Genomic DNA, 23,808 nt, shown 5'->3' with positions numbered 1-23,808 from the left:
TAGGCTTCCGGAGCTGGGGAGACACATGCAAGAGGATGAAGAGATCGATCTGCGCTGCCCGCAAGTGGTGGCCGACAATGCCGCCAAGGGGTTGAGGCTGCGCAAGCAGTTCGGCCGTGGCGGCACCGAGATCGGCGTCGCGCGGGCGACGGAACTCAAGAACCGCGAAAAGCTGGCGCCATCCACCATCCGCCGCATGGTCAGCTACTTCGCCCGCCACGAGGTCGACAAGCGCGGCAAGAATTACGGCAATGAAGACAATCCTTCGGCCGGCCACATCGCCTGGCTGTTGTGGGGCGGCGACGAGGGCCGCGCCTGGGCGATTGAGCTCAAAAAGAAGATCGGCAATGCGCCCGATATCTGAGGGCGACCGTAAAACGACTGGCGGGCCCCAAACCCCCGCCTGGGACCCGCCAAGGAGCGGCTGAACACATGCCGGTGCAGCCCCTCCACATCTGCCAGTCGTCGATCCGCCATCGGTCGAAAGGCATGGATGGTGAGGTAGCATCCGGTTGCGGCGGCCAATGTGAAGCAGTTCACAATCCGGAGGTTTTCAACAGCGCTCGAGCAATTCCAGGAAAGGTGGGAACCGGTTTTCCCGGGAAAAGCGCGTAGCGTTTTCCCCAGGGAATTGCGGCAAGAAAAAAGCCCTTACCCTTCCCAGGCGACAGGCATCATTCCCAGCCGCTCGTAGAGCCGGAGCGCGGCGGCGTTCTCGACCGTGTTGGTCTTGAGGTCGACATGGGCCGCGCCTCGATCGCGAAAGGCGTTGAAGGCCTGCCACATCAGCGCTTCGCCAATTCCTTTGCCGCGCGCTCCGGGATGGACCGCGAGGTCCTTGACGAAGGCCCTCGTCCAGCACAGCGCTGCCGCCGCCAGCCGTCCCTTGGCGTCGATGACCAGGAAACACAGCGCCGGGTCGAATTCGGCATCGCTGGATATGCGCGGCCACCATTCGTCGAACGGGCCGTCGGTGCCGTCGTCGAACACCTCGGTCAAAAGCGCGTGCAGGGGCTGCGCGTCACCATGTTCGAAGCAGCGCATGGCAAAGCCGTCCGGCCAGTGCGGCGCAACGAGCGTCTCGTCGAGGATCTTGCGCAGCCGGATGTCGTTTGGAGCCGGCGGGCGCGGTTCAGGCATCGCGCTCAGGCGTCGGGCTGCAGCCGGCGGCGCTTGCGGTCGACACCGAGGCCGGTGGCCTCGAGCAGGCCTTTGCGCTTGGCGTCGAAATAATAGCCGGTCTGGTAGAGCCAATCGGCCTTCTTGGCGTTGCCACCCGCCACCAGCCAGGCGCCACGCAGATATTTGACCGCGTATTTCAGATTGGTTTCGGCGTCGAACAAGCCCTTGGCCGGCCCGTCATAGCCCATGCCGCGCGCCGTCGCGTGCTTGATCTGCATCAGGCCCCAATGGCCGTTATTGTAAGCCTTCGGATTGTAGGTGCTTTCGCGGTTGACGACGTGGCGCACCAGATCGACCGGCACCTCGTAGAGAGCGGCGTATTTCTGGATCAGCCGGTCGACGTCGCCGCGCATGCCGGTCGCATGCTCTTCTTCCGGGAGACCGAGCGGCGCGGCGGGGAACAGGCCCAAGGAAGCCGGGTTCTGCGGCACGACATAGGCTACCTGCTGCACGCCGGGCATGGCGTTCTGGCCGCCCTTGGCGGTCGCCGGCATGACAAGGCTGGCGGTCGTATATTGCGCCGCGACCGGCTGTCCGGCGTTGGCGGGCGCAGGCGCCTGCCAGGCATTGGCGGCCATCACCGCAGGCACGGCCGGGGCCGTGGGCGTCGCGCCGGCAAAGGCCGCGGTCGCGGCAACCGGCTGCGCAGCGGCGGCAAGTGCTGGTGTGGCGAGAGTTACTTCGGCCGCCTGGGCGGGTGTTATGCCCGAGGATTGCGGCAGCACCGAAACCGTATCGGGCAGCGGCACGGTGAAGCCGGCATCGCTGCCGGCGGCGGTCGCGGTTTCGGTCAGCGCAGGCGTAGCCTTCATCTGCGAGGTCGATTGGCAGCCGCTGAGGGCAGCTGCGCCGACGATCACAGAGATCGCGAAAAGGTTGAATTTTGCTGGCAAGCCGCGCGGGTCCGATTTGTCGGTTGTTAAGAAGTCCTTACACCAGCGATTCCTGGTGGGCAATCGGGACCATCTGGTGGTTTTCGGGTGGCGAGAGCCGGGCTCAGATGCCATATTGTTCTGCATATGTACCGGTCGGTATCCCGGTTTTCGCCAGTTTGCGGAAAGGAGCGCATCATGGAAACGGCATCTTCGATCACAGCCGGCCACGCAGTGTTAGAAACAGTGATCGGCTTCATGGGCATCGCCTGGAGCGAAAAGGGCCTGATCCGGCTCTGCCTGCCCGAAAGGAGCCGCGAAGCGATGGAACGCCGGCTGATGCGGCATGCCGGTGTTGCCGCCAATACGACTGCGAACATTGGGCAGCCGCAATGGGTGGTCGAGCTCATCGCCTCGATCAAGGCCTATGCCTCAGGCGAGGACGTCGATTTCTCCGGTGTGCCGGTCGATCTCGACGGCGTCGACGACTTCCGTCTCGCCATCTACGACGCGGCGCGAAAACTGCATTACGGCGAAACCACCACCTATGGCGAACTGGCCAAGCGCGCCGGCCAAGCCGGCCTGCCGCGCGAAACCGGGGCAGCGCTGGGCGCCAACCCGGTGCCGCTGGTCATCCCCTGCCATCGGATTCTAGCCGCGGGCGGCAAGATCGGCGGCTTCTCGGCGCCCGGCGGCTCGGCCACCAAGGAAAAGATGCTGGCCATGGAAGGCGTGCGCGTCGGCCCGCCGCCGGCGGCGCAGGTCTCGTTCGGGTTCTAAGAGCTTGGATGGTATGCCGGCTGGGTATGTTGAGATTCAGGTCAGGCCGCACCGAGAACTATGGTCTTCGAGAACCGGAGCGGAGCGTACTTAATGTACGTGGGCGCCGGAAGCGCAGAAGACCATCGTTCGCAGGCCGGCCTCACTTGAATATCAATATGCCTAATGACGGCGCAGGAAGCGGCGGTGAAAATGGTCGTTCTCGATCCGCTTGCAGAGATAGACCGGGCAGGATTCGGTATCGACGCTCGGCACATAGGCGCGCTTCCTGACCTCGCCGACATTGCAGAATTGCTGGCTCTGCACATAGCGGTCGAAGAGCGGCAGCCCCGGCACACGCCTGGACTGATAGCGCAGGATGACCGCGCCCTGGCGGGCGATCGTGCCTTGCACCCTGTCGCAGCTCATACGAGTGGGGTCGTAGCGCGAGATCGCCTGCGCCTCGGCGGCCGCCAGCGTCAGGCAGGCGGCAAGCAGAATGGTTTTCACAACGGTTTTCATGACAGTCTCCCAAAACCGGACTAACGCCGTCGGGCGTCCCGATCTTCCCGATTGCTCGACGCTTTCATGCGATTGGGGCGGCCTTTGGGCGGCGCCACCGCAACGCCATTTTTCGAGCCATCTTGTTTTTGGTGCGAAACCCGCCTATATCAGCTCCATTGATATTTCGGCCGATCGATCCGGGCCTCGCGATCTTCGCGTTTGCTGACGTCTATCTCCAAAATCTCGATACAAACCGGCTGAACCTCGGTTCGGTCAAACCAAAGCAAATGCGAGGACTATTCATATGGCAACTGGTACGGTCAAGTGGTTCAATGCCACCAAGGGCTTCGGCTTCATTCAGCCTGATTCGGGCGGTGCGGACGTTTTCGTTCACATCTCCGCTGTCGAGCGCGCTGGACTGTCGACCCTGGTCGAAGGCCAGAAAATCAACTTCGAGATCGAGCAGGACCGCCGCACAGGCAAGTCGTCCGCTGGTTCTCTGAGCAAGGCAGCCTGATTTTGCGATAGCGCGCGCCGGACGAGAGTTCGGGGCGCGCGGCAAGTCACGGATGTACTGACGGTCGCGCGAGAAGCGCGCTGGAGCAGAAAGACCCGACAAGCTGGATCAGCAGATAGCTGCCGGCCCGGACTTAAAGCTCCGATCAGGCTACCGAAAATGGGAAGGCGGGATTTATCCCGCCTTTTTGTTTGTCTGGAATTGGACGATGGCCATGCTAGTTTCGCCCCATGACCAAGCTCGAACAGATTGAAAGATCCATCGCAGCCCTGAACACCAAAGAACTAAAGGCCTTTACCAAATGGTTCGCAGCGTATCAGGCAGAGGTGTGGGATATGCAGATCGAGGCGGACGCCAAGGCTGGCCGGCTGGATAAGTTTGCCGAGCAGGCTTTGGCTGAACTTCACGCGGGCCGAGTTCGCCCTCTTTGAATGCGCGCTACGGCCGAAGGCCGCAAGCCCAACCGGGCATCGCGCCCGTTGGCGTCCGGTCCGGAACGAGCCGCGAAGCGGCGGCAAGCGCGAGCACAAATCAGCGCCGCAGATGCAGTGGCACCACCTTGTTGTCGGCGCCAAGCAGCGCCTCGATCGACAGCGGCTCCCGGTTGAAGATCGTGCCGGCCAGCGCCGGGCGGCCGAGATGGAACCCCTGTAGCAGGTCGACGCCGCCATCCAGCGCGACGCGCAGATGCACGGATTGCTCGATGCCTTCCACCAGCACCTTGGCGCCGCGATCGTGCAGCGACGAGACGAGCGGCCGGAAGAAGCGCTCGGCGGCAGCGTGGCGGCAGAATTCGGCGAACCAGCCGCCGTCGATCTTCACAATATCCGGTTGAAGCAGGCTCATCCGCTCCGCGGTCGAGTGGCCGGTGCCGAAATCGTCGATGGCGATGCGGATGCCGTGGCGCCGCATCTCGCGCACCAGCGGGGCCAGCACATTATCGTCGGCCGCCTGTTCGGTGATCTCGCAGACCAGCATGGCGGCATGCAGGTCGAGATCGCCGAGATGCCGCGTCATCAGCCGGATCTCGGCCAGCGCCCGCCCGAGATGATCGTTGATCATCGGGTTGTAATTGAAGAACAGGTCGAGCCCGTCGACGCCGATGTTGCGGAAGTTTTTCAGATGCAGCATCCGGCACATCGTCTCGACAAACAGGCGGTCGCCCGGCGCAACACTGTCGAAGAACATGGCCGGTGCAACCGGCATGGAAGCGCGCTGCGGTTCGATCAGCGCCTCGACGGCAACCGCGGCCAACGCGCCACCGCGTGGCGCAAAGATCGGCTGGTAGGCGCTCTTCAGCCGGAACGCGCCATAGACGCCGTATTCGATGCCGACCTCGTCGGCAAAGATCGCTTCGCCGATATCGCGACGCCTCTCGCGCTGCCCGGTCATGGCCCGGTCCTGCGCCCGAACACCCTGCCCGGCCGCGCCGGAGGCGCTGCAGTCGGGCCGGCAGGCGTCTTGCCAGGCTCGGCCGCCGCGACAGACGGCTGCCCATCCTTGCCGAAAGCGCGAAAGCTGGTCGGCGCCAGTTCCGGCTTTGCCAGCACGAAGCCCTGCACCATCGATGCGCCGGATTTCTCGGCCAATTCAAGCTGCCAGCCTTCCTCGATGCCTTCGAACACCGTCCGGATGCCCTGTAGTTCGAAGTTCGTCACCATGGCAGTCAGCAGGGCAAAGCCGGCGCCCGATTCCATGAGCTGCGTGATCCAGTGCGCATCGAATTTGACGATGTCGGGCTTGAGCTCCTTGATGCGGTTGATGTCGGATTCATCGGCGCCGTAATCGTCGACGGCGATGCGAAAGCCATTGGCCCGCAGCGCCTCGACAAAGCTGTAGAGCGTTTCCTGCGACGCCGACTTCTGCTCGGTCACCTCGCACACGATGCGGCGCGGATCGATCCCGGCTTCGTGCAGCACCAGCCGCATGTCGCGCAACGCGTTGTCGGCGATGGAGCGCTCGGTAAACACCGACGGATCGAAATTGACGAAGATCGAAGCCTCTTGCGGCAGGCAGGCGCCGGCGTTGAGCAAATGCAGCGTGCGCGTCAGCGCCTCGATGTGCAGGCGGTCGCCGGCCGGACAGGTGCGGAAGAAGTTCATCGGCGATTGCGGCTCGCCGACACGAAACGGCCGGATCAGCCCCTCGAATGCTGCGATCGAGAGCTTGCCCTCCTTGAAGGCGAAGATCGGCTGAAAGGCGCTCTGCAGCGTGTACGGACCCCAGACACCTGAAGCGGTGCCGTCATCGTGACGGATGATGTGGGCAAGCCCGGTACTGCGCGACAAGGGTTCCTCGCTCCGCGAGACAGGCGAAATGGCTGGCGATCCTGCCGTCAAAGGTTTTAGCGGCCGTTGATGAATTTATTCTTGCCGGGGATAAGCGTCGATTGCAGAGCCCGCAACGCAGACTGAAACCGTCATGCACGCGCTCCAAAAAGGCGATCTTCACAGGTCCTTGACCCCTGGCTCATCCGACAATGCTTGCACTTGCCGGGTCGATGCGACATGAGAAGCGCCGCAGCTGTTTGCGGTTGCGCCGACCCCTCTGGAGATCTCTGGTCATGGCCTTTCTTGCCGACGCCCTTGCCCGCGTAAAGCCTTCCGCCACCATCGCGGTGACGCAGAAAGCCCGCGAGCTGAAAAATGCCGGCCGCGACATTATCGGCCTCGGCGCTGGCGAACCGGATTTCGACACGCCCGACAACATCAAGAATGCGGCGATCGAGGCGATCCGCCGCGGCGAGACCAAATACCCGCCGGTTTCGGGCATCGCGCCGCTGCGCGAGGCGATCGCGAAAAAATTCAAGCGCGAGAACAATCTCGACTACAAGCCCGAGCAGACCATTGTCGGCACCGGCGGCAAGCAGATCCTGTTCAACGCCTTCATGGCGACGCTGAACCCAGGCGACGAGGTCATCATCCCCCGCCCCTATTGGGTCAGCTATCCCGAAATGGTGGCGATCTGCGGCGGCACCTCGGTGTTCGCCGACACCTCGATCGACAATGGTTTCAAGCTCACTCCGGCCGCGCTGGAGAAGGCGATCACGCCGAAGACCAAATGGCTGCTGATGAACTCGCCGTCGAACCCGTCCGGCGCCGCATACACGGAAGCCGAGCTGCGCGCGTTGGCCGACGTGCTCTTGAAGCATCCGCATGTCTGGACACTGACCGACGACATGTACGAGCACCTGACCTATGGCGACTTCGTCTTCAGGACGATCGCCGAGGTCGAGCCGAAACTCTACGAGCGCACGCTGACCATGAACGGCGTCTCGAAAGCCTATGCCATGACCGGCTGGCGCATCGGCTATGCAGCGGGTCCGGTGCAGCTGATCAAGGCGATGGACATGATCCAGGGCCAGCAGACCTCGGGCGCCTGCACAATCGCGCAATGGGCCTCGGTCGAGGCGCTCAACGGCCCGCAGGATTTCATCGCGAAGAACAAGGCGATTTTCCAGGGCCGTCGCGATCTCGTCGTGTCGATGCTCAACCAGGCGCGCGGCATAACCTGCCCGTCGCCGGAAGGCGCTTTCTACGTCTATCCGTCCTGTGCCCAGCTGATTGGCAAGAAGACCAAAGCCGGCAAGATAATCGACACCGACGAGACTTTCTGCTCCGAATTGCTCGAAGGCGAGGGTGTCGCAGTGGTGTTCGGCTCGGCCTTCGGCCTCGGCCCCAACTTCCGCATCTCCTACGCCACGTCGGAGACGCTGCTGGAGGAAGCCTGCACCCGCATCCAGCGATTCACTGCATCGCTGACCTGATCAGGCTCCGAGACATGAAACCCGGCCTTTCGAGCCGGGTTTTTGTCAAGAGCAGACCTCAGCCGCCATACTGCTCGCTGGTGACCGCTTCCATCCAATCTGCGTGGACGCCGTCCAGCGCTTCCTGCATGGCGACGTGGGTCATTGTCGTCTTTGCACCCGCGCCGTGCCAGTGCTTCTCGCCGGGCTCGAACGAGATCACGTCGCCCGCCTTGATCTGCTGGATCGGCCCGCCCCATGCCTGCGCAAGGCCGGCCCCCGCAGTGACATAAAGCGTCTGGCCGAGCGGATGCGTGTGCCAGTGGGTACGCGCACCGGGCTCGAAGCTGACCAGCGTGGCTCTGAGCCGGGCCGGCGCTTCCTTCTCGATGATGGGCGTCTGCAGCACGCGGCCGGTGAAATACTGGTCCGGCGCGATGATGGTCGGCACGCTGCCGCAGGCAATGATCTTCATCTCTGGTGATCCCTAAGTTTGGCAGAACCTACCCTGCCCCGGTGCCGGCTACCACCCCAGCCGGGGCCAGAACAGGCCGGCACGTACGCGATAGTCCGCGTAGGCTCCGGCCAGCGGCGTGCGCGAAAATTTCTTCTCTTCGTCCAGCGCCGCAAACACATAGAGGATAGCGATCCCGGCGACCGGCACCAACGCCCAGACCGACCAGGTCGCGATCCCCCAGCCGATCCAGAAGACGATGTAGGACGTATAGAAGGGGTGGCGGACATGGCCGTAGGGGCCGTGGGTCAGCAGGCTGTGCGGATCGTCGGGTGCGAAGACGAAGCGCAGCCGCACCTTGCGCGACGTGACGATCGCCCACCAGAACAGGGCAGAGCTCGCCAGTTCGACGGCAAGTCCGGTGAGCTTTGCCGAACCCGGCTGCGATTGGATCCAAAGGGTGGCGAGAAAGAACAGCGCCGTGGCGATGACCGCCGCCGAAATCACCATGGCGCCTGGAGACATCGCCTGCGATTGGAAATGCGCCCGCATCGACCAGACATATTGGCCAAGCATCGCGATGCTGCAGATCGAGACAAGAAGATCGAGGACTGGTTCCATTGTCGGGATTCCGCGCGTGATTGCCATGGAGCCAGCGATCGTGCCGGCTATCTCTTTAGAAATCCTTTCTTAACCACATGTTTAAAGAACATATAGAGCCAGCGATGCGATGTTGGCGGTCAGGCAAATCTCAAGGTCTAATCCAGCATGAGCATCACTCACCGCACCATCCGCACGCCGCAGGCCGACTTGCGCCTCAGCCAGTCGTCTGGGTCCGGCATGCCCATCGTCATGATCCATGGGTCGGGCAGTTCGCGCGCCGTGTTTGCCCGTCAGTTCGATAGCCCGCTTGCCGACGGCCATCGGCTGATCGCCTTCGACCTTCCCGGCCACGGCGAGTCCTCCGATGCCCGCGACCCGGCGACCGCCTATACGATTACCGGCCTTGCCCAGACCACAGCCCGGCTTCTCGACGCTTTGGGCATCGGCCACGCCATCATCTTCGGCTGGTCGCTCGGCGGCCATGTGGCGGTCGAACTGGCCAGCTTTCACCATGCGGTCAGCGGCCTGGTGCTGACCGGAGCGCCGCCGGTGTCGCGGGGGCCGCTTGGCATGCTGCGCGGCTTTCACGCCAACTGGGACATGCTGCTGGCCTCCAAGAAGGTCTACTCCGAACGCGACATCGAGCGCTTCGAGGCGCTTTGCTTCGGCGATACCGCCAGTCCGTCTTTCCGCGAAGCCATCAGGCGCACCGACGGCAGGCTTCGCGCCGGCGTGGCGCGCAGCATGTTTGCCGGCAAGGGCGCCGACCAGAAACAGGTGGTCGAGCACGCCCCGTTCCCGGTTGCGGTGATCAATGGAGAGCATGATCCGCTGGTGCGGCTGAGTTACTTCGAGACGGTGGCCTATGGCTCGCTGTGGGAACAATGCCATGTCATATCAGGCGCCGGCCATGCACCGTTCTGGGAACGCCCAGACCTGTTCAACCCGTTGCTGTCGCGCTACGCCGAGATGGTGGTGAAGCAGAGTGCAGCCGCCACGCCCACGCGCCGCACCCAGGCAAGCTGAAATCGCCGGACGGTTCTGATCCCGGGGTCTTGCCTCGGCCGCCTGACGGCGCACCGGATTCCTATTTTCCTTGCCCTGCCGGCTAACCCGTGGGACGATGGGCTTGGGCAGGTGGCTAAGAGAAACAACCCCGCCCCGCGACGGTCGAACAGGCCGGCCGCCGCTCACGACAGGGTGCGATCGGCGCAAAACCGTTTCCACTTTTGCTGATCGCACTCCAAGGGCCAAGCCTGAGTGGAGGTCAGCCATGGGTACTCGCGCCGGAGGACGACGCACGGGACCGAAATGCATTGCCATAGTCGGTCCCTTTGCAAGCGGTAAGACGACACTTCTCGAAGCCATCCTCGCCCGTACGGGCGCCATCCCCCGCCAAAATCCCGTTTCATCGGGAAGCACCGTTTCCGATCATTCGCCCGAGGCGCGGGCGCACGCCATGAGCGTCGAGGCGACCTTTGCCACCACCGAATTCATGGGCGAGCAGATCACCTTCGTCGACTGTCCCGGATCGATCGAATTCTCCTTCGAGGCCGAGCCGGTGCTGGCAGCCTGCGATCTCGCGGTGGTCGTCGCCGAGGCCGACGAGAAGAAGATCCCAGCCTTGCAGCTCATCATGCGCAAGCTCGACGATCTCGGCGTGCCGCGCATCCTGTTCCTCAACAAGGTCGACAAGGCAATCGCCGGCGTACGCGATACGCTGAAGATGCTGCAGCCGACGAGCGCGGCGCCGCTGTTGCTGCGCCAGATTCCGCTGCGCAAGGACAATGTGGTGATCGGTTCGATCGACCTGGCGCTGGAGCGCGCCTACATCTACCGCGAATATGCCGAAAGCCAGGTTGCCGAAATTCCAACTGACGACAAGGCGCGCGAACTGGAGGCTCGCTTCTCCATGCTGGAGACGCTTGCCGACCATGACGACCAGTTGATGGAGCAGTTGCTGGAGGAGATCGAGCCGCCGAAAGACGCGGTTTTCGACGATCTGTCCGCCGACCTGCGCGCCGGCGCCATAACGCCGGTGCTGATCGGCACCGCCGAAAAAGGCAACGGCGTGCTGCGCCTTTTGAAGGCGATCCGCCATGACGCACCGGATGTCGAGGCGACGCGCAAACGGCTCGGCGTCCCCGACGGCAATCACACCGTGGTCCAGGTGATGAAGACCATCCACACCGCGCATGGCGGCAAGCTGTCCGTGTCGCGCGTACTCTCCGGCCAGATCGCCGATGCAGCCGAACTCTATTTGTCGAATGGCGAGACGGCGAAGGTCTCCGGCATCTACAAGATGCTCGGAAAGGACCAGTCCAAGCTCACCGCTGCCAAGGCCGGCGACACGGTGGCGTTGGGCAAGCTGGACGAGGTCAAGACCGGCCAGACGTTGAGCTCCACGAAGGGCGGTATCAAGCCGCTGGTCACGCTGACGCCGCCGCAGCCGGTCTTTGCCTTTGCCCTGCGGCCGAAGGAGCGCAAGGACGAGGTCAAAATGTCGGCGGCCATCCAGCGCCTGGCCGAGGAAGATCCCTCGCTCACCTTGCGCCACAACCAGGACTCGGCCGAGACCGTGCTGTCCGGCCATGGCGAGATGCATCTGCGGGTCGTGCGCGAGCGGCTGGAAGGCAAGAATCAGATTCCGGTCGAAGGCCATGCGCCTGCCGTCCCCTATCGCGAGACGATCCGAAAGACGGTCCAGCAGCGCGGCCGCCACAAGAAGCAGTCCGGCGGCCATGGCCAGTTCGGCGATGTGGTGATCGAGATCAAGCCGCTGCCGCGCGGCTCCGGCTTTCAGTTCTCGGACACCATCACCGGCGGCGTCGTGCCCAAGACCTACATCCAGTCGGTCGAAACCGGCGTGCGCGATTATCTGAAATCCGGCCCGCTCGGCTTCCCTGTCGTCGATGTCGCCGTCAACCTCTCCGACGGCTCCTACCACGCCGTCGATTCCTCCGACATGGCTTTCCAGATGGCGGCCAAGCTGGCCATGAAGGAAGGCATGGCGGCCTGCTCGCCGGTGCTGCTCGAGCCGGTCATGAAGGTCGAGATCGTCACGCCGTCCGAAGCCACTTCGAAGATCATTGCGCTGATCCCGCAACGGCGCGGTCAGATCCTTGGCTACGACGCGCGGCCTGACTGGCCGGGATGGGATGTCGTGGAGGCGACCATGCCGCAGGCCGAGATCGGCGACCTGATCGTCGAACTGCGCTCGGCGACCTCCGGCGTCGCCAGCTATCGTTGCGCCTTCGATCACATGGCCGAGCTGACCGGACGGTTGGCCGACGAGGCGATGAACGCCAACGGCAAGGCTGCCTGACAGGCCGAAGGATGATCCGCACAAAAAACGGCGCCCGGATGATCCGGACGCCGCTCTTATTGCGGACCGTCTTCTTGGGAGGAAAACGGCAGGTCCGCCGCACGTATCCGCCGCGCCATACGGCACTGGCAGACGAATAGGTTCGGACGCGGTAGCCGCCTGAGCCCGGATCTTCCGAGTGATGCCCCCATCTCCCGGTCGAACCACACCGCGTCCTATGATCTGCTTAAACGATGAATCGCGCCTGCGGCATGTTACCTGAGGTTACATGTCACTGTTACGCGGCGATTTTGCTCGATTTTTCGCTGGCTACGGCAGGCCCGGAAACAAAAAAGCCGGATCAATGAAGATCCGGCTGAGTTTGATTGGAAGTGCCTGTTAAGGCTAACCTCCAGAGGGGAACACTCGAGGGCGCTAATGGGAGGAGAACGCGCCCAGGAGATGATCTATATATGTGCTGTTCATGCCCAAGAAACAAGCATCTATTTTGCAACACACGCATGCAAAAAGGTACAGGCTGTGGTCTAACCCGTGTCTAGGGGCCATAGGACCACGAAAAGTTGCCAAATGAATAGCGCGACCGTGCTGTTGCCTTCGCAGAACCGCAAGTCGGGCTGATTCTCGCGCTCGCGGGCAAAAAGCCGAATGACGTTGAATCGGGCAGCAGGCGTTTATTTTTGCGGCAGCGGGATGGGAAGGGTCGGCCGGAAGAAGGGAGACCTGACATGCGGACACCTCAGGCGATCGCCGGCAGCGCGGTCTTCTTCATCGCCGCACCTTGTGTCGTCGCCCGGCTGGTGCCCTGGCTGCTGACGGACCGCTACCGTCTGCCGCTGTCGACGGTGCCCGGCTTCTTGCCGGCTGGCTCCCTCCTGATCGTCGCGGCCATCGCCCTGCTCGTCCATTCCTTTGCCCGCTTCGCGCTCGAAGGCCTGGGCACGCCGGCGCCTGTAGCACCCACCGAGAGACTGGTGATCGGCGGCGTCTACCGCCATGTCCGCAACCCGATGTACGTCGCCGTGCTGTCGATCATCCTCGGCCAGGCGTTGCTGTTTTCAAGCTGGAGCGTCGCTGCCTATGCCGCCATCGGCGCGATCGTCATGGGCTCTTTCGTCAGGTTCTATGAGGAGCCGACTCTCGCCCGCCGCTACGGTGGCGAATACGAGACCTACCGCCGCAATGTTCCCGGCTGGCTGCCACGGCTGACGCCTTGGCGGAGGTGACCAGCACCTCCCAAGGCCATGTTTAAAATGACCAGCTGCGCGCTTTGGCGATGATGAAGTCGCGGAAGACGTGCAGCTTGGCCTGGTTCTTCATTGCATCGGGATAGGCGAAATAGGTGTCGAAGGACGGCACCTCGGTCTCCGGCAAAAGCTGCACCAGATCCGATTCCTTGGAGATCACGTAGTCGGGCAGCATGGCGATGCCGGCGCCGCCCTGCACGGCGCGCTTGATCGACAAGATGTCGTTGATCTGCAGCGTCGGCACCCTTTGCCCACCGTCGAAATCGCCGATCGTTTCCAGCCAGTTCAGCTCCGACAGATGCGACGGCACCGGCACACCGAAAGTGACAATGCGATGGTTCTTCAGATCGGCGACCGAGGTCGGCTTGCCGTGCTTGCCGACATAGGACGGCGAGGCATAGAGGTGGAAATGCACGGTGAACAGGCGGCGCTGGATAAGGTCGGGCTGCTGCGGCTGGCGCAGCCGTATCGCGCAGTCGGCCTGACGCATGGTGAGGTCGAGTTCCTCATTGGCCAGGATCAGCTGCAGGCTGATTTCCGGATAGAGCTCGATGAATTCCTGCACCCGCTCGGTCAGCCAGCCGGCGCCGAGCCCGACGGTGGTCGTTACCCTCAGCACGCCGGAGGGCCGGTCCTTTGCCTCGGTCAGCTTCGACTTGATGGTCTCCAGCTTCATCAGCACGTCATGCGCCGTGCGGAACAGCATTTCGCCCTGCTCGGTCAGCACCAGGCCGCGGGCATGGCGATTGAAAAGCGGCACCCCGACGTCATGCTCGAGCGCGCTGACCTGGCGTGAAATCGCCGATTGCGACAGGTGCAAAGTCTCGGCGGCATGGGTAAACGACCCAGCCTCCGCCGCTGCGTGAAACACGCGAAGCTTGTCCCAGTCCAACGCCATTGAATTCCCCTCGTTCTGTTCTTGGCGTCTGAATGAAAAATCAGGCTTTTGAACGGCTTGCGACGCCGTCTTGATAGATATTATTCCGCCGCTTCGCGGTGCACCTCGATGCCGGCCAGGTATTTTTCCGCCTCGAGCGCGGCCATGCAGCCGAGCCCGGCGGCGGTCACCGCCTGACGGTAGATATCGTCGGTCACGTCACCGGCGGCGAACACGCCGGGAACGTCCGTGCGGGTCGAATTCGGCGCCGTCCACAGATAGCCGTTCGGCTTCTGCTTCAGCTTGCCGACAAACAATTCCACCGCCGGCGCATGGCCGATCGCCACGAAGACGCCGTCCACCTGGAGGTGGGTGACCTCACCGGTCACCGCATTTCTGAGCTTCAGCCCTTCGACCGAAGGCGGCAGCGGCGTCTTGCCGGGCCGGCCGGTGATCTCGTCGACGATCGTGTCCCAGATGACTCGGACATTGTCCTTTTTCAACAGCCGCTCACGCAGGATGCGCTCGGCGCGGAAATCGTTGCGCCGGTGGATGACGGTCACGCTCTTCGCCAGATTGGAGAGATAGAGCGCCTCCTCCACCGCCGAATTGCCGCCGCCGATGACAGCGACATCCTTGCCGCGATAGAAAAAACCATCGCAGGTGGCGCAGGCCGACACGCCGAAGCCCATGAAGGTCTGTTCGGTGGGGATGCCCAGCCATTTCGCCTGCGCGCCGGTGGCAATGATCAGCGCGTCGGCCGTGTAGGTGGTGCCGGAATCGCCCGTGGCGCGGAACGGCCGCACATTGAGGTCAACCTCGGTGATGATGTCGTTGATGATATCGGTGCCGACATGCTCGGCCTGCTTCAGCATCTGCTCCATCAGCCACGGGCCCTGGATCGGATCGGCGAAGCCCGGATAGTTTTCGACATCGGTGGTGATCATCAGCTGCCCGCCCTGCTGCAAGCCTGCTACGAGCATCGGCTTGAGCATGGCGCGCGCGGCGTATACTGCGGCGGTATAGCCGGCCGGGCCGGAACCGATGATAAGGACAGGCGCGTGCTTGGTGGTCATCTAAAGCCTCTGCGGGGCAGACAATCGAGTGTGCCTTGGAAAACGACGTGAAATGTTGCTGGTAATGTAAGGGTTGCCAACCACACCAGCAAGACGATCAGGCAGTCGTCCCCGGAAAGCTTCGGCCTACAGGCATATTCGCGCAATGGCCGCTTTCGTTACGGTTGCGAAATCGCCCGACCAAAGGGCTGGCATCGACACAAAAGTCGTTTAAGGACGAGAGCGCGAAAGATTCTTGCGCTAAGCCGAGACCGCCATGCCCCTGAAAGCCGACCTCGACGCCATCGACTGGAAGATTCTGCGCGAGCTTCAGGCCGACGGGCGCATGACCAATGTCGAACTGTCGAGCCGTGTCGGCATTTCCGCCCCGCCCTGCCTGCGCCGTGTCCGGCGGCTGGAGGAAAGCGGCATCATCAGAGGCTATCGCGCCTTGCTCAACGCGCCGGCGCTCGGCATGGATGTCGTCGCCTTCTGCCTGATCGGCCTGCATCACCAGGCCGACGCGGAACTCAAAACCTTCGCCGAGCGCACTCGCGGCTGGCCGATCGTGCGCGACGCCTGGATGGTCTCGGGCGAATCCGACTTCCTGCTGCATTGCGTGGCGAGTGATCTCGGCACCTTCCAGACCTTCGTCATCGAAGAACTGGCTTCGGCGCCGAATGTCGACACGGTGCGCACCGCGCTGACCATCCGCCGCGTCAAGGACGAAGGGCTGGTGGCGTTCAGCGCCCCATGATCGTCCTAGATTCGGGCGAGCGACTCGATAGCCCCAAAAGCCATACCAGATCATCGGGGTTGCGCAGCGGCAGAACCTCGAAGCCCGGCTCATTACTTCCCTCGCCATCCACCAGCCAGCCGCGCGGCAGGCCGGCACGTTGTCCGGCCTGCATATCCGCGGGATTGTCGCCGACGATCAGCGAGCGTTTGAGATCGAGGCCGAGACGCTGCCGGGCCTGTAGCAGCATGCCCGGATTGGGCTTGCGCATTGGATGGTCGGCGACCGCCAGTGGCCCGCTGCCCGCCTCGTGGTAGGCGCAGGCCAGAACCATGTCGACGAAGGCATCGCCGGCGGCAAGCAGCTTGAGAACCCGGCCGTTGACCGCGGCAAATTCCTTCCAGCCGAAATAGCCGCGCGCGATGCCGGACTGGTTGGTGACGATGACCACCGGGATGTTGCCCCGGTTGGCCGCCGCGATGACCGGCACGATGCCGTCGCGCAGCGCCATTTTGGCTGGATCGTCGGGATAGCCGGTGTCGACATTGATGGTGCCGTCGCGGTCGAGGAACAGCGCCGGCGCGTTGGCTGGAAACACCCGCGAACCCACCCGCTCAACCCACAGGCCGGGCTCAGCCAGCGGGTATGGACCGTAGGCCCCGGTGTCAGCCATTCGACAGACGGTCTTCCACCACCTCGCAGAGATAGTGGTAGAGGCAGAGATGTCCCTGCTGGATGATCGGCGTCGAGGTCGAGGGCACGTTGAGCAGTATGTCGGTGAGCGGCTTGAGTTTGCCACCGCTGTCGCCGGTGAGGCTGACCACCGTCATGCCCATCATCCGAGCCTGTTCGGCGGCAGCCAGAATGCTCGGCGAATTGCCGCTGGTCGAGATGGCAAGCAGCACGCCGCCGGGCGCGCCATGCGCCTCGACCTGGCGCGAAAACACGGTGTCGAAGCCATAGTCATTGCCCCAGGCGGTCAGCATGCCCGCGTTGGCCGGCAGCGCAATCACATTGTAGGCCTTGCGCTCCTTAAGGAAGCGGCCGACCAGTTCGGTGGCAATGTGGATGGCGTCGCTGGCCGAGCCGCCATTGCCGCAGACCAGCAGCGCCTTGCCCGAGGAAAGCGCGGCGACGACCGCACTCACAGCACGTTCCATCTCGGCGGTCAGGTCACGCTCGACTGTCGCGGTGATCGCGGCCGCCGAGCGGACCAGATAGTCATTCAGTCCGGACATGAAATCCCTCAGTTGGTACCGCCGCCGGCGCGCAATTTGCCGATCGTGCCGGTGGTGCTCTTGCCGGCGACAAGGTCGACCAGGACGACGCGCCCGCCCGCCTTCTGCACCACATCGGCGCCGACAACGGTTTCGACCGTGTAGTCGGCGCCCTTGACCAGAATGTCGGGCAGAAGCGCCTCGATCAGCGCCAGCGGCGTATCCTCTTCGAACACCACGACCGCATCGACCGAGGCCAGGGCGGCGAGCACGCAGGCACGATCATGCTGATCGTTGACCGGGCGCCCTGCGCCTTTCAGCCGACGCACCGAGGCATCGCTGTTGAGGCCGAGCACCAGCCGGTCGCACTGGCTGCGCGCCGCGTGGAGAAGACTGACATGGCCGGCATGCAATATATCGAAGCAGCCATTGGTGAAGCCGACGCTCAGGCCCTCGTCCTTCCACGCCGCCACCATGCGCGCGGCCGATGCGGCATCGAGGATGGCGTCCTTATGGGCGGTGGGGCCGTGCGAGCGGAACAGCGCGCCGGTGAGTTCCTCCACGGTCAGCCGCGCGGTGCCGCGTTTGCCCACCACCACACCGCCGGCGGCATTGGCGATGGAGGCGGCCATGACGCGATCGGCGCCCGCGGCCAGAGCCAGCGCGAAGCTCGCGATTACCGTATCGCCGGCGCCCGAAACGTCGAACACTTCGCGCGCCTGGGTGGCGATGTGGCGCGCCTCATCCGCGCCGACGACGCTCATGCCCTTTTCGCTGCGGGTGGCGACGACGAAGTCGAAGCCATGTGCCGAAATCAGCTGGCGTGCCGCCGCGACGATCTCGTCGTCGGCGAAAACCGGGCGACCGACAGCTTCGCCAAGCTCCTTGCGGTTGGGCGTGATGGCGGTCGCGCCGGCATAGCGCGCATAGTCGCGGCCCTTGGGATCGACCAGCACCGGTTTTCCCGCCTCGCGGCAGATGGCGATCAGGTCGGCGGCGACGCCGTCGAGCAAGATGCCCTTGCCATAGTCGGACAGAATGACGATGTCGGCGCGCGTGAGTGCGGCGCGAAAATGCCGGACCAGGTCCGCCCGTTCCTTGTCGTCGAGCGGCTTGATCTCTTCCTCATCGAAGCGCAGCACCTGCTGATTGAGCGCGCTGAAGCGGCTCTTCGACGACGTCATGCGACCGCGCTCCTGCGCCATATCAGCCGTATCGGCGCCGAGTTCGCGCAGCATGCGCACCAGATTGTCGCCGGCCACATCGGTGCCGATCACCGATATGGGAATAGCGCTGGCACCCAGCGAGACGATGTTGGCGACAACGTTGCCTGCGCCGCCCATCGTCGAGGTCTCGCCGCGCCCGTGCAGCACCGGGATCGGCGCTTCCGGCGAGATGCGCTCGATGACGCCGTTGACGAAACGGTCGAGGATGAAGTCGCCGACCACCAGCACGGCAACGTCGCCAAAGCGGGCAATGGCGCGGTGCAAAGGTTCGGGCGAAGGCGGATTGTGCTTGATCATGTCACTGGCAATGCGAGGGAAAGGCCGACCTCAATCACGCTGAAAATTGTCAATTTACGGGCCGGATCGTTCATGGCGAAGCCGATATACCGCAAATCCGCGCAGCGCAACGTCAGGGCGGCCGTCAGCTCTTCTGCAACGCGACGTGGACGCCCAGTCCGACCAGCACCGCCCCGCCCGCCCTCTGCATGATGCGCTGCGCACGGCTGGAGCGCTTCAGCCGGGCGATCACCATGCCTGCCAGCAACACGCAGACAATATCTGCCGAAGAGAACATTAAATTGACGATGGTGCCCAGCACGACGAATTGCAGCCACACCGGGAAACCCGCCGAGGCATCGATGAACTGTGGCAGGAACGCCATGAAGAAGATCGCCGTCTTCGGATTGAGCACTTCGACGGTGATGCTCTCGAAAAATGCCCGGCGCGCCGATTTGCGCTCGATCGCCGGCAGCGCCGTGTCACCGTCCCCGCGCTTGCGGAACAAGGACACGCCAAGCCAGATCAGATAGAGCGCGCCGATGAGCTTGACCGCCATGTAGAGCGGCGGCACCGCATGGAAGAGCACCGACAGCCCGGCGGCAGCCGCAAAGACATGGAAATAACCGCCAAGATGGATGCCAAGTGCCGCCGTCAGCCCCGACCAGCGCCCGCGCGCCATGGTCTGCGCGGCGGCATAGAGCATCGCCGGTCCTGGAATATAGGCAAAGATCGCCGTGGTGGCGAAAAACGCAATGAGCAGTTCGGTCGACGGCATTTTTTGTCCCCTAGCTTGCGGGCCTCGAATAAAGCGGGCCGCTTCGCGGTCTCACTGTGGCGTCGTGGTGCTTCATCGACAGTACGCTTGGCCTCCCTTATAAGGACCGGAATCGCAAGCAACCAGAGGCCTTCATGATCATCGTCACGGGCGGGGCCGGCATGATCGGCTCCAACATCGTCGCCGCACTCAATGCCGAAGGCCATGATGACATCCTCGTCGTCGACGACCTCACCGACGGCCACAAGATCGCCAACCTGGCCGATTTGCAGATAGCCGACTATCTCGACAAGGACGAATTCTTGGCCACCTTGGAAGCCGGCGACCTAGGCCGCGTCGAGGCCGTCTTCCACCAGGGCGCCTGCTCGACCACCACGGAATGGAACGGCAAGTTCATGATGGACGTGAACTACGCCTTCTCAAAGCGCTTGCTGCATGGCTGTCTTTCGCTGCGCATACCGTTCCTCTATGCCTCCTCGGCTTCCGTCTACGGCGGCGGTTCGGAGTTTCGCGAGGATCCCGCACTTGAGCGGCCGCTCAACGTCTACGCCTATTCGAAGAAACTATTCGACGACTATGTCAGGCGCACCGTGTTCGACACCGATCATTCGCAGGTCGCGGGCCTGCGCTACTTCAACGTCTATGGCCCGCGCGAGGCGCACAAGGGCGCCATGGCCTCGGTCGCCTTCCATCTGTTCAATCAGGTCGGGCGCGGCGAAAACCCAAAGCTGTTCGGCGCCCATGACGGCTTCGGCCCCGGCGAACAAAGCCGCGACTTCATTCACGTCGGCGATGTCGCCGACGTCAATCTGTGGCTGTGGAAGCGCGGCTCGAGCGGCATCTTCAACTGCGGCACCGGCCGCGCCCAGCCGTTCCGCGCCATTGCCGAGACCGTGATCGATACGCTGGGCCAGGGCGAGATCGAGTTCATCGAATTCCCCGATCACCTCAAGGGCAGCTACCAGAGTTTTACCCAAGCTGATATGTCCCGCTTGCGCGCAGCCGGCTATAATGGGCAATTCCGCAGCGTGGAAACCGGCGTCAGAGACTATGTCGAATGGCTGAAAGCCCAACGATCCTCGTGATCGGCCCACGCTGGGTGGGCGATATGGTCATGGCGCAGTGCCTGTTTTCAGCGCTGAAGGACGTCCATCCCAACGCCGCCATCGACGTGCTGGCCCCGGCCTGGGCGGCCCCGCTGGTCAAGCGCATGCCCGAGATTCGCCAGCAGATCGATTTCCCGCTGCAACCGGGCGCGCTCGAATTCACCATTCGCCGCCGCTTCGGCCGCCTGCTGCGCGGCCGCTACGACATGGCCTACGTCCTGCCGGGCAGCTGGAAATCGGCGCTGATCCCGTTCTTTGCCCGCATCCCCCGCCGCTTCGGCAATCTCCGGGAAATGCGCTACGGCCTGCTGACCGACATCGTGCCGCTGCCCGATGCCGTCAAACGGCGCACCGCGCAGGCCTATTTTGGCCTCGCCCAAGGCGGACATTTCCGGCCGCCGCGGCTCACCGTCGACGCCGGCAATCAGAAAGATCTGCTCGCTCGCTTCGCAGTGCAGCCGGGAAAATTCGTCGCCATGATGCCCGGCGCCGAATTCGGTCCGGCCAAACGCTGGCCTAGCGAAAGCTATGCCGGCCTCGCCGGAGAGATGATGGCGAAAGGATTCAAGGTCGCGTTGTTCGGCTCGAAGAACGATCGCGACGTCACCGCCGAGATCGCAGCACTCGCGCCCGGTGTCGTCGATCTGGCAGGAAAGACACGGCTGGAGGACGCCATCGACCTGATCGCCGCGGCCAGGCTGGCGGTGTCCAACGACAGCGGGCTGATGCATGTCGCGGCCGCCGTCGGCACGCCGGTCGTTGCCGTCTACGGTTCGACCTCGCCGGAAAACACGCCGCCGTTGGCTGAACAGCGCGAACTGATCTGGTTGCATCTGTCCTGTTCGCCCTGCCACCGGAAGGTCTGTCCGCTCGGCCACCTCAACTGCCTGAAGACGCTGGACGTTGCCCGAGTGGCAGCGGCGGCGGACAGGTTGCTGGAACTCCCGGCCGCCGCATGAAGGTGTTGATCGTCAAGACCTCCTCGATGGGCGACGTCATCCACACCTTCCCCGCCGTCGAAGATGCACGCCGCAAGCGCCCCGATATCGCCTTCGACTGGTGCGTCGAAGAGGCCTTTGCCGGCATCGTCGCGCTGCATCCGGCGATAGCAAAGATCCATACCGTCGCCATCCGGCGCTGGCGCAAGCATCTGTTCAACGCCGGCACATGGCGGGAGGCGACAAGCTTGCGCCGCGCTCTGCAAGCAGGCGAGTACGACCTCGTCATCGATGCGCAGGGGCTGCTGAAATCGGCCCTGGTTGCGAAACAGGCAGCGGCACCAATCGCAGGTTTCGACCGCGCAAGCGCGCGGGAGCCCTCGGCAACGTTGTTTTACCAGCGCAAATACGCCGTGCCGCGCAACCTGCACGCCATCGAACGCACGCGCCGGCTGTTCGGGCTGGCGCTCGGCTACGAGCCCGATCTTTCGGCGCTCGCATCCGGGATTGTGCCGCCTCCCGGCGGCCTGGCCGGCATTGACGGCAAGACGGCCTTCCTGCTGCACGGCACCAGCCGCGAGGACAAGAAATGGCCCGCCGAAGACTGGATCGAAACGGCTCGCCTGCTGGTTGGTAGCGGAATGACGCCGGTCACCACCTGGTCGAACGAGCGTGAGAAGGCGGTGGCCAAGGCGATCTCGAAAGCCGTGCCGTCAACGATCGTGGTGCCGAGATCGCCGCTGGCAGACATTGCCGCGATCCTTGGCCGCTCGACGCTGGTTATCGGCGCCGACACCGGTCTGACCCACCTCGCCAGCGCCTTCGGCCTGCCGACGGTCGCGGTGTTCCTGGCGACCGAGCCGGGTTTGACCGGCCCGCGCGGGCAATATGCCTCAACGTTGCTGGCCGCAGCGGGGGAGCGCCTCATGCCGGCACAGGTGGTGCCGGAAGCAGAAAAGCTATTAGCCCTTAAGCTCCAAGCTTCGGCATAGGACCTTCCAGCAATTCTGAGGTGCTAGATAAATTGCACCTGGACGATCTCATAACCCCTGGCGCCGCCGGGGGCGTTGACCTCGATGGCGTCGCCGACTTCCTTGCCGATCAGCGCGCGCGCGATCGGCGAGGAGATCGAAATACGGCCCGATTTCACATCCGCTTCCTGGTCGCCGACAATCTGGTAGGTCTTCTTTTCCTCGGTGTCCTCGTCGACCAGCACCACCGTGGCGCCGAACTTGACCTTGTCGCCGCTAAGCTTGGTGACGTCGATCACCTCGGCCCGAGCAATATAGTCTTCCAGTTCGTTGACACGGCCCTCATTGAGGCTCTGCGCCTCTTTGGCGGCATGATATTCGGCATTTTCGGACAGGTCGCCATGCGAGCGCGCTTCGGAGATCGCCTCGATGATACGCGGCCGCTCTTGCTGCTGGCGCCAGCGCAGTTCTTCCTTCAATGACGCGAACCCCTCGCCTGTCATCGGGACCTTGTTCATGATGCCTGACCTTTCCTGCCGCCACCCCCGCATTTCGGGGAAAGCCTTGTCGATGGGTATAAAAAGAAAACGGGTCCGGCAGCCTCGGGCTAACGGAACCGTTTCACCGCAATTTTCCCCAATATAGCGATCCTCGCGCGTTTTTCACGCTGAAAAAGCAGGCTTTTTGAAAAATCATGAGCCGACTTGCGCAATTGCCGTCACGGCATGTGCAGCGTGTTGCAGTTGCGACAACAAAAACCGGCTGCGATTGCTCGCAGCCGGCCCAGAAAAGCCGTTGGGGTGGGGTCAGCTTCTCATGAAATGGTAGATCTGTTCGGCCAGCATGCCGTATTCGCGCGAATCTTTGCCCGTCCGCTTCTCGATCTCGGCCAGCTGCGCCTGGGCGCCGACCAGATCGCCGATCTGCAGATGGGCCTCGCCGAGATATTCGCGCACCAGCGTGTAATCCGGGTTGATGCGGAGCGCTTCCTCGTAATAGCCGAGGCCGACGGTGACACGGCCGGAATGGCGATGCGAATAGCCGAGATAGTTGAGGATGCGTGGATCCTGCTTGTTGGCGGCAAGGCTGAGCACGGCGATCGCCTCGTCATAACGCCCGGCCATGGCCAGGTCGTGACCAGCATCATAGATGTTATCGTCGTCCAGCATGCCGTACTTCGGCGCGACGCATTTCTGCTTTTTCTTGTCCCAGACCTGCCCCTTCTTGCACTGGGTGGTGGTCTCGGTACCACCGCCACCGCCGCCGGCCGCAAACACCGGAACCGCAAAGAACTGCAGCGCCACAAGCGCCGCAGCCGCCTGGATCAACACTCTTTTATGCATCGAAGCCTCCTTGAGGGATAATGACGATCTTGAGGGAAAATGACGATAATGAAAAGCTAACGCCGGGATGCAGACTTTTC

The 23,808-nt window shown here is 63.2% G+C and carries 27 protein-coding genes; 12 read left to right on the top strand and 15 right to left on the bottom strand.

Features of this window, described 5'->3' with window-relative positions; genetic code table 11:
- Positions 1–25 precede the first annotated feature (25 nt).
- Positions 26–364 (top strand): hypothetical protein, encoded by a 339-nt coding sequence (locus NLY33_RS13465; RefSeq protein ID WP_023672415.1) that lies wholly within the window; start codon positions 26–28, stop codon positions 362–364.
- 287 nt (positions 365–651) lie between these two features.
- On the opposite strand, the gene NLY33_RS13460 is transcribed toward NLY33_RS13465, so the two are convergent.
- Together NLY33_RS13460 and NLY33_RS13455 are read right to left on the bottom strand one after the other, a co-directional pair.
- Complete coding sequence (locus tag NLY33_RS13460; RefSeq protein ID WP_023705860.1) at positions 652–1,140, bottom strand: GNAT family N-acetyltransferase; 489 nt, start codon at positions 1,138–1,140, stop codon at positions 652–654.
- Positions 1,141–1,145: 5 nt separating this feature from the next.
- A complete protein-coding gene (locus NLY33_RS13455; protein ID WP_023705861.1) occupies positions 1,146–2,075 on the bottom strand; it encodes a lytic transglycosylase domain-containing protein in 930 nt (309 codons plus the stop codon).
- Positions 2,076–2,252: 177 nt separating this feature from the next.
- On the opposite strand from NLY33_RS13455, the gene NLY33_RS13450 reads away from it, so the two are divergent.
- Entirely contained in the window at positions 2,253–2,834 is a 582-nt protein-coding gene (locus NLY33_RS13450) for a methylated-DNA--[protein]-cysteine S-methyltransferase (RefSeq protein ID WP_023707678.1), read from the top strand.
- A 162-nt stretch (positions 2,835–2,996) separates the two neighbouring features.
- On the opposite strand, the gene NLY33_RS13445 is transcribed toward NLY33_RS13450, so the two are convergent.
- Positions 2,997–3,323, bottom strand: a complete 327-nt coding sequence (locus tag NLY33_RS13445; RefSeq protein WP_023683768.1) for a hypothetical protein — start codon at positions 3,321–3,323, stop codon at positions 2,997–2,999.
- A gap of 298 nt (positions 3,324–3,621) precedes the next feature.
- On the opposite strand from NLY33_RS13445, the gene NLY33_RS13440 reads away from it, so the two are divergent.
- Together NLY33_RS13440 and NLY33_RS13435 are read left to right on the top strand one after the other, a co-directional pair.
- The gene (locus NLY33_RS13440) at positions 3,622–3,834 is read left to right on the top strand and encodes a cold-shock protein (protein ID WP_015316174.1); all 213 of its coding nucleotides are present in this window, start codon (positions 3,622–3,624) and stop codon (positions 3,832–3,834) included.
- A 230-nt stretch (positions 3,835–4,064) separates the two neighbouring features.
- Positions 4,065–4,265: a hypothetical protein gene (locus NLY33_RS13435; RefSeq protein ID WP_023671961.1), complete on the top strand. Its 201-nt coding sequence runs from the start codon at positions 4,065–4,067 to the stop codon at positions 4,263–4,265.
- Positions 4,266–4,365: 100 nt separating this feature from the next.
- Here the strand turns inward: NLY33_RS13435 and NLY33_RS13430 are convergent, their stop codons facing one another.
- Entirely contained in the window at positions 4,366–5,226 is an 861-nt protein-coding gene (locus NLY33_RS13430; RefSeq protein WP_023689726.1) for an EAL domain-containing protein, read from the bottom strand.
- Positions 5,223–6,122 (bottom strand): EAL domain-containing protein, encoded by a 900-nt coding sequence (locus NLY33_RS13425; protein ID WP_023705862.1) that lies wholly within the window; start codon positions 6,120–6,122, stop codon positions 5,223–5,225. The genes NLY33_RS13430 and NLY33_RS13425 overlap by 4 nt, the downstream gene beginning before the upstream one ends.
- 275 nt (positions 6,123–6,397) lie before the next feature.
- Between NLY33_RS13425 and NLY33_RS13420 the strand changes: the two genes are divergently transcribed.
- Positions 6,398–7,600, top strand: a complete 1,203-nt coding sequence (locus NLY33_RS13420) for a pyridoxal phosphate-dependent aminotransferase (protein ID WP_023705863.1) — start codon at positions 6,398–6,400, stop codon at positions 7,598–7,600.
- Positions 7,601–7,658: 58 nt separating this feature from the next.
- Here the strand turns inward: NLY33_RS13420 and NLY33_RS13415 are convergent, their stop codons facing one another.
- Complete coding sequence (locus NLY33_RS13415; protein ID WP_023705864.1) at positions 7,659–8,054, bottom strand: (R)-mandelonitrile lyase; 396 nt, start codon at positions 8,052–8,054, stop codon at positions 7,659–7,661.
- 48 nt (positions 8,055–8,102) lie between these two features.
- Entirely contained in the window at positions 8,103–8,654 is a 552-nt protein-coding gene (locus tag NLY33_RS13410; RefSeq protein WP_023683763.1) for a methyltransferase family protein, read from the bottom strand.
- 147 nt (positions 8,655–8,801) lie between these two features.
- Here NLY33_RS13410 and NLY33_RS13405 point away from each other — a divergent pair, with 147 nt between their 5' ends.
- From NLY33_RS13405 to NLY33_RS13395, 3 genes are all read left to right on the top strand, one after another.
- Positions 8,802–9,662, top strand: coding sequence for an alpha/beta fold hydrolase (locus tag NLY33_RS13405; protein WP_023705865.1), 861 nt, complete (start codon positions 8,802–8,804; stop codon positions 9,660–9,662).
- A gap of 247 nt (positions 9,663–9,909) precedes the next feature.
- Positions 9,910–11,961, top strand: coding sequence for an elongation factor G (locus NLY33_RS13400; RefSeq protein WP_023705866.1), 2,052 nt, complete (start codon positions 9,910–9,912; stop codon positions 11,959–11,961).
- 725 nt (positions 11,962–12,686) lie between these two features.
- Complete coding sequence (locus tag NLY33_RS13395) at positions 12,687–13,184, top strand: methyltransferase family protein (RefSeq protein ID WP_023705867.1); 498 nt, start codon at positions 12,687–12,689, stop codon at positions 13,182–13,184.
- A gap of 22 nt (positions 13,185–13,206) precedes the next feature.
- On the opposite strand, the gene NLY33_RS13390 is transcribed toward NLY33_RS13395, so the two are convergent.
- Together NLY33_RS13390 and trxB are read right to left on the bottom strand one after the other, a co-directional pair.
- Positions 13,207–14,103, bottom strand: coding sequence for a LysR family transcriptional regulator (locus tag NLY33_RS13390; protein ID WP_023671970.1), 897 nt, complete (start codon positions 14,101–14,103; stop codon positions 13,207–13,209).
- Positions 14,104–14,183: 80 nt separating this feature from the next.
- A complete protein-coding gene (gene trxB, locus NLY33_RS13385) occupies positions 14,184–15,158 on the bottom strand; it encodes a thioredoxin-disulfide reductase (protein WP_023705868.1) in 975 nt (324 codons plus the stop codon).
- Between the two features lie 256 nt (positions 15,159–15,414).
- Between trxB and NLY33_RS13380 the strand changes: the two genes are divergently transcribed.
- On the top strand, positions 15,415–15,894 hold the full coding sequence (locus NLY33_RS13380) for an Lrp/AsnC family transcriptional regulator (RefSeq protein ID WP_023705869.1): 480 nt from the start codon (positions 15,415–15,417) through the stop codon (positions 15,892–15,894).
- Here NLY33_RS13380 and NLY33_RS13375 read toward each other — a convergent pair.
- The 4 genes from NLY33_RS13375 to NLY33_RS13360 all read right to left on the bottom strand — a co-directional run bounded on the left by NLY33_RS13375 (position 15,881) and on the right by NLY33_RS13360 (position 19,370).
- Positions 15,881–16,546 carry a D-glycero-alpha-D-manno-heptose-1,7-bisphosphate 7-phosphatase gene (locus NLY33_RS13375; protein ID WP_286439845.1) on the bottom strand — a complete coding sequence of 222 codons (666 nt, stop codon included), beginning with the start codon at positions 16,544–16,546 and terminating at the stop codon, positions 15,881–15,883. The two genes, NLY33_RS13380 and NLY33_RS13375, sit on opposite strands and share 14 nt — an antisense overlap.
- Positions 16,539–17,111 (bottom strand): D-sedoheptulose-7-phosphate isomerase, encoded by a 573-nt coding sequence (locus NLY33_RS13370; RefSeq protein ID WP_023671975.1) that lies wholly within the window; start codon positions 17,109–17,111, stop codon positions 16,539–16,541. Before NLY33_RS13370 ends, NLY33_RS13375 begins: the two co-directional genes overlap by 8 nt.
- An 8-nt stretch (positions 17,112–17,119) precedes the next feature.
- Complete coding sequence (rfaE1, locus tag NLY33_RS13365; protein WP_023671976.1) at positions 17,120–18,613, bottom strand: D-glycero-beta-D-manno-heptose-7-phosphate kinase; 1,494 nt, start codon at positions 18,611–18,613, stop codon at positions 17,120–17,122.
- 124 nt (positions 18,614–18,737) lie between these two features.
- Positions 18,738–19,370 (bottom strand): LysE family translocator, encoded by a 633-nt coding sequence (locus NLY33_RS13360; protein WP_023671977.1) that lies wholly within the window; start codon positions 19,368–19,370, stop codon positions 18,738–18,740.
- 134 nt (positions 19,371–19,504) lie between these two features.
- Here NLY33_RS13360 and rfaD point away from each other — a divergent pair, with 134 nt between their 5' ends.
- From rfaD to waaC, 3 genes are read left to right on the top strand one after another with little or no spacing between them, the layout of a single operon-like run.
- Positions 19,505–20,455 (top strand): ADP-glyceromanno-heptose 6-epimerase, encoded by a 951-nt coding sequence (gene rfaD / locus NLY33_RS13355; protein ID WP_023683756.1) that lies wholly within the window; start codon positions 19,505–19,507, stop codon positions 20,453–20,455.
- Positions 20,428–21,435 (top strand): lipopolysaccharide heptosyltransferase II, encoded by a 1,008-nt coding sequence (waaF, locus tag NLY33_RS13350; protein ID WP_023695762.1) that lies wholly within the window; start codon positions 20,428–20,430, stop codon positions 21,433–21,435. Before rfaD ends, waaF begins: the two co-directional genes overlap by 28 nt.
- The gene (gene waaC, locus NLY33_RS13345; RefSeq protein ID WP_023683754.1) at positions 21,432–22,406 is read left to right on the top strand and encodes a lipopolysaccharide heptosyltransferase I; all 975 of its coding nucleotides are present in this window, start codon (positions 21,432–21,434) and stop codon (positions 22,404–22,406) included. Before waaF ends, waaC begins: the two co-directional genes overlap by 4 nt.
- 23 nt (positions 22,407–22,429) lie before the next feature.
- On the opposite strand, the gene greA is transcribed toward waaC, so the two are convergent.
- Both greA and NLY33_RS13335 read right to left on the bottom strand, forming a co-directional pair.
- Positions 22,430–22,903, bottom strand: a complete 474-nt coding sequence (gene greA, locus NLY33_RS13340; RefSeq protein ID WP_023683753.1) for a transcription elongation factor GreA — start codon at positions 22,901–22,903, stop codon at positions 22,430–22,432.
- A 288-nt stretch (positions 22,904–23,191) separates the two neighbouring features.
- Positions 23,192–23,728, bottom strand: a complete 537-nt coding sequence (locus tag NLY33_RS13335; RefSeq protein WP_023705872.1) for a tetratricopeptide repeat protein — start codon at positions 23,726–23,728, stop codon at positions 23,192–23,194.
- Positions 23,729–23,808 lie beyond the last annotated feature (80 nt).

Origin of the sequence: Mesorhizobium sp. C432A (assembly GCF_030323145.1) — a bacterium.
Lineage (GTDB): Bacteria > Pseudomonadota > Alphaproteobacteria > Rhizobiales > Rhizobiaceae > Mesorhizobium.
Note: the sequence above shows the minus strand (reverse complement) of the source record. Positions and strands in the feature narration are given on the sequence as shown.

Bases quoted from the DNA above. Each gene is read 5' to 3' on its own strand.
- trxB (WP_023705868.1), bottom strand. From the start codon at position 15,158: ATGACCACCAAGCACGCGCCTGTCCTTATCATCGGTTCCGGCCCGGCC.
- NLY33_RS13430 (WP_023689726.1), bottom strand. From the start codon at position 5,226: ATGACCGGGCAGCGCGAGAGGCGTCGCGATATCGGCGAAGCGATCTTT.
- NLY33_RS13395 (WP_023705867.1), top strand. From the start codon at position 12,687: ATGCGGACACCTCAGGCGATCGCCGGCAGCGCGGTCTTCTTCATCGCC.
- NLY33_RS13370 (WP_023671975.1), bottom strand. From the start codon at position 17,111: ATGTCCGGACTGAATGACTATCTGGTCCGCTCGGCGGCCGCGATCACC.
- greA (WP_023683753.1), bottom strand. From the start codon at position 22,903: ATGAACAAGGTCCCGATGACAGGCGAGGGGTTCGCGTCATTGAAGGAA.
- waaF (WP_023695762.1), top strand. From the start codon at position 20,428: ATGGCTGAAAGCCCAACGATCCTCGTGATCGGCCCACGCTGGGTGGGC.
- rfaE1 (WP_023671976.1), bottom strand. From the start codon at position 18,613: ATGATCAAGCACAATCCGCCTTCGCCCGAACCTTTGCACCGCGCCATT.
- rfaD (WP_023683756.1), top strand. From the start codon at position 19,505: ATGATCATCGTCACGGGCGGGGCCGGCATGATCGGCTCCAACATCGTC.
- NLY33_RS13415 (WP_023705864.1), bottom strand. From the start codon at position 8,054: ATGAAGATCATTGCCTGCGGCAGCGTGCCGACCATCATCGCGCCGGAC.
- NLY33_RS13465 (WP_023672415.1), top strand. From the start codon at position 26: ATGCAAGAGGATGAAGAGATCGATCTGCGCTGCCCGCAAGTGGTGGCC.
- NLY33_RS13360 (WP_023671977.1), bottom strand. From the start codon at position 19,370: ATGCCGTCGACCGAACTGCTCATTGCGTTTTTCGCCACCACGGCGATC.
- NLY33_RS13460 (WP_023705860.1), bottom strand. From the start codon at position 1,140: ATGCCTGAACCGCGCCCGCCGGCTCCAAACGACATCCGGCTGCGCAAG.
- NLY33_RS13440 (WP_015316174.1), top strand. From the start codon at position 3,622: ATGGCAACTGGTACGGTCAAGTGGTTCAATGCCACCAAGGGCTTCGGC.
- NLY33_RS13380 (WP_023705869.1), top strand. From the start codon at position 15,415: ATGCCCCTGAAAGCCGACCTCGACGCCATCGACTGGAAGATTCTGCGC.
- NLY33_RS13405 (WP_023705865.1), top strand. From the start codon at position 8,802: ATGAGCATCACTCACCGCACCATCCGCACGCCGCAGGCCGACTTGCGC.
- NLY33_RS13410 (WP_023683763.1), bottom strand. From the start codon at position 8,654: ATGGAACCAGTCCTCGATCTTCTTGTCTCGATCTGCAGCATCGCGATG.
- NLY33_RS13375 (WP_286439845.1), bottom strand. From the start codon at position 16,546: ATGGCTGACACCGGGGCCTACGGTCCATACCCGCTGGCTGAGCCCGGC.
- NLY33_RS13335 (WP_023705872.1), bottom strand. From the start codon at position 23,728: ATGCATAAAAGAGTGTTGATCCAGGCGGCTGCGGCGCTTGTGGCGCTG.
- NLY33_RS13435 (WP_023671961.1), top strand. From the start codon at position 4,065: ATGACCAAGCTCGAACAGATTGAAAGATCCATCGCAGCCCTGAACACC.
- NLY33_RS13450 (WP_023707678.1), top strand. From the start codon at position 2,253: ATGGAAACGGCATCTTCGATCACAGCCGGCCACGCAGTGTTAGAAACA.
- NLY33_RS13400 (WP_023705866.1), top strand. From the start codon at position 9,910: ATGGGTACTCGCGCCGGAGGACGACGCACGGGACCGAAATGCATTGCC.
- NLY33_RS13420 (WP_023705863.1), top strand. From the start codon at position 6,398: ATGGCCTTTCTTGCCGACGCCCTTGCCCGCGTAAAGCCTTCCGCCACC.
- NLY33_RS13390 (WP_023671970.1), bottom strand. From the start codon at position 14,103: ATGGCGTTGGACTGGGACAAGCTTCGCGTGTTTCACGCAGCGGCGGAG.
- waaC (WP_023683754.1), top strand. From the start codon at position 21,432: ATGAAGGTGTTGATCGTCAAGACCTCCTCGATGGGCGACGTCATCCAC.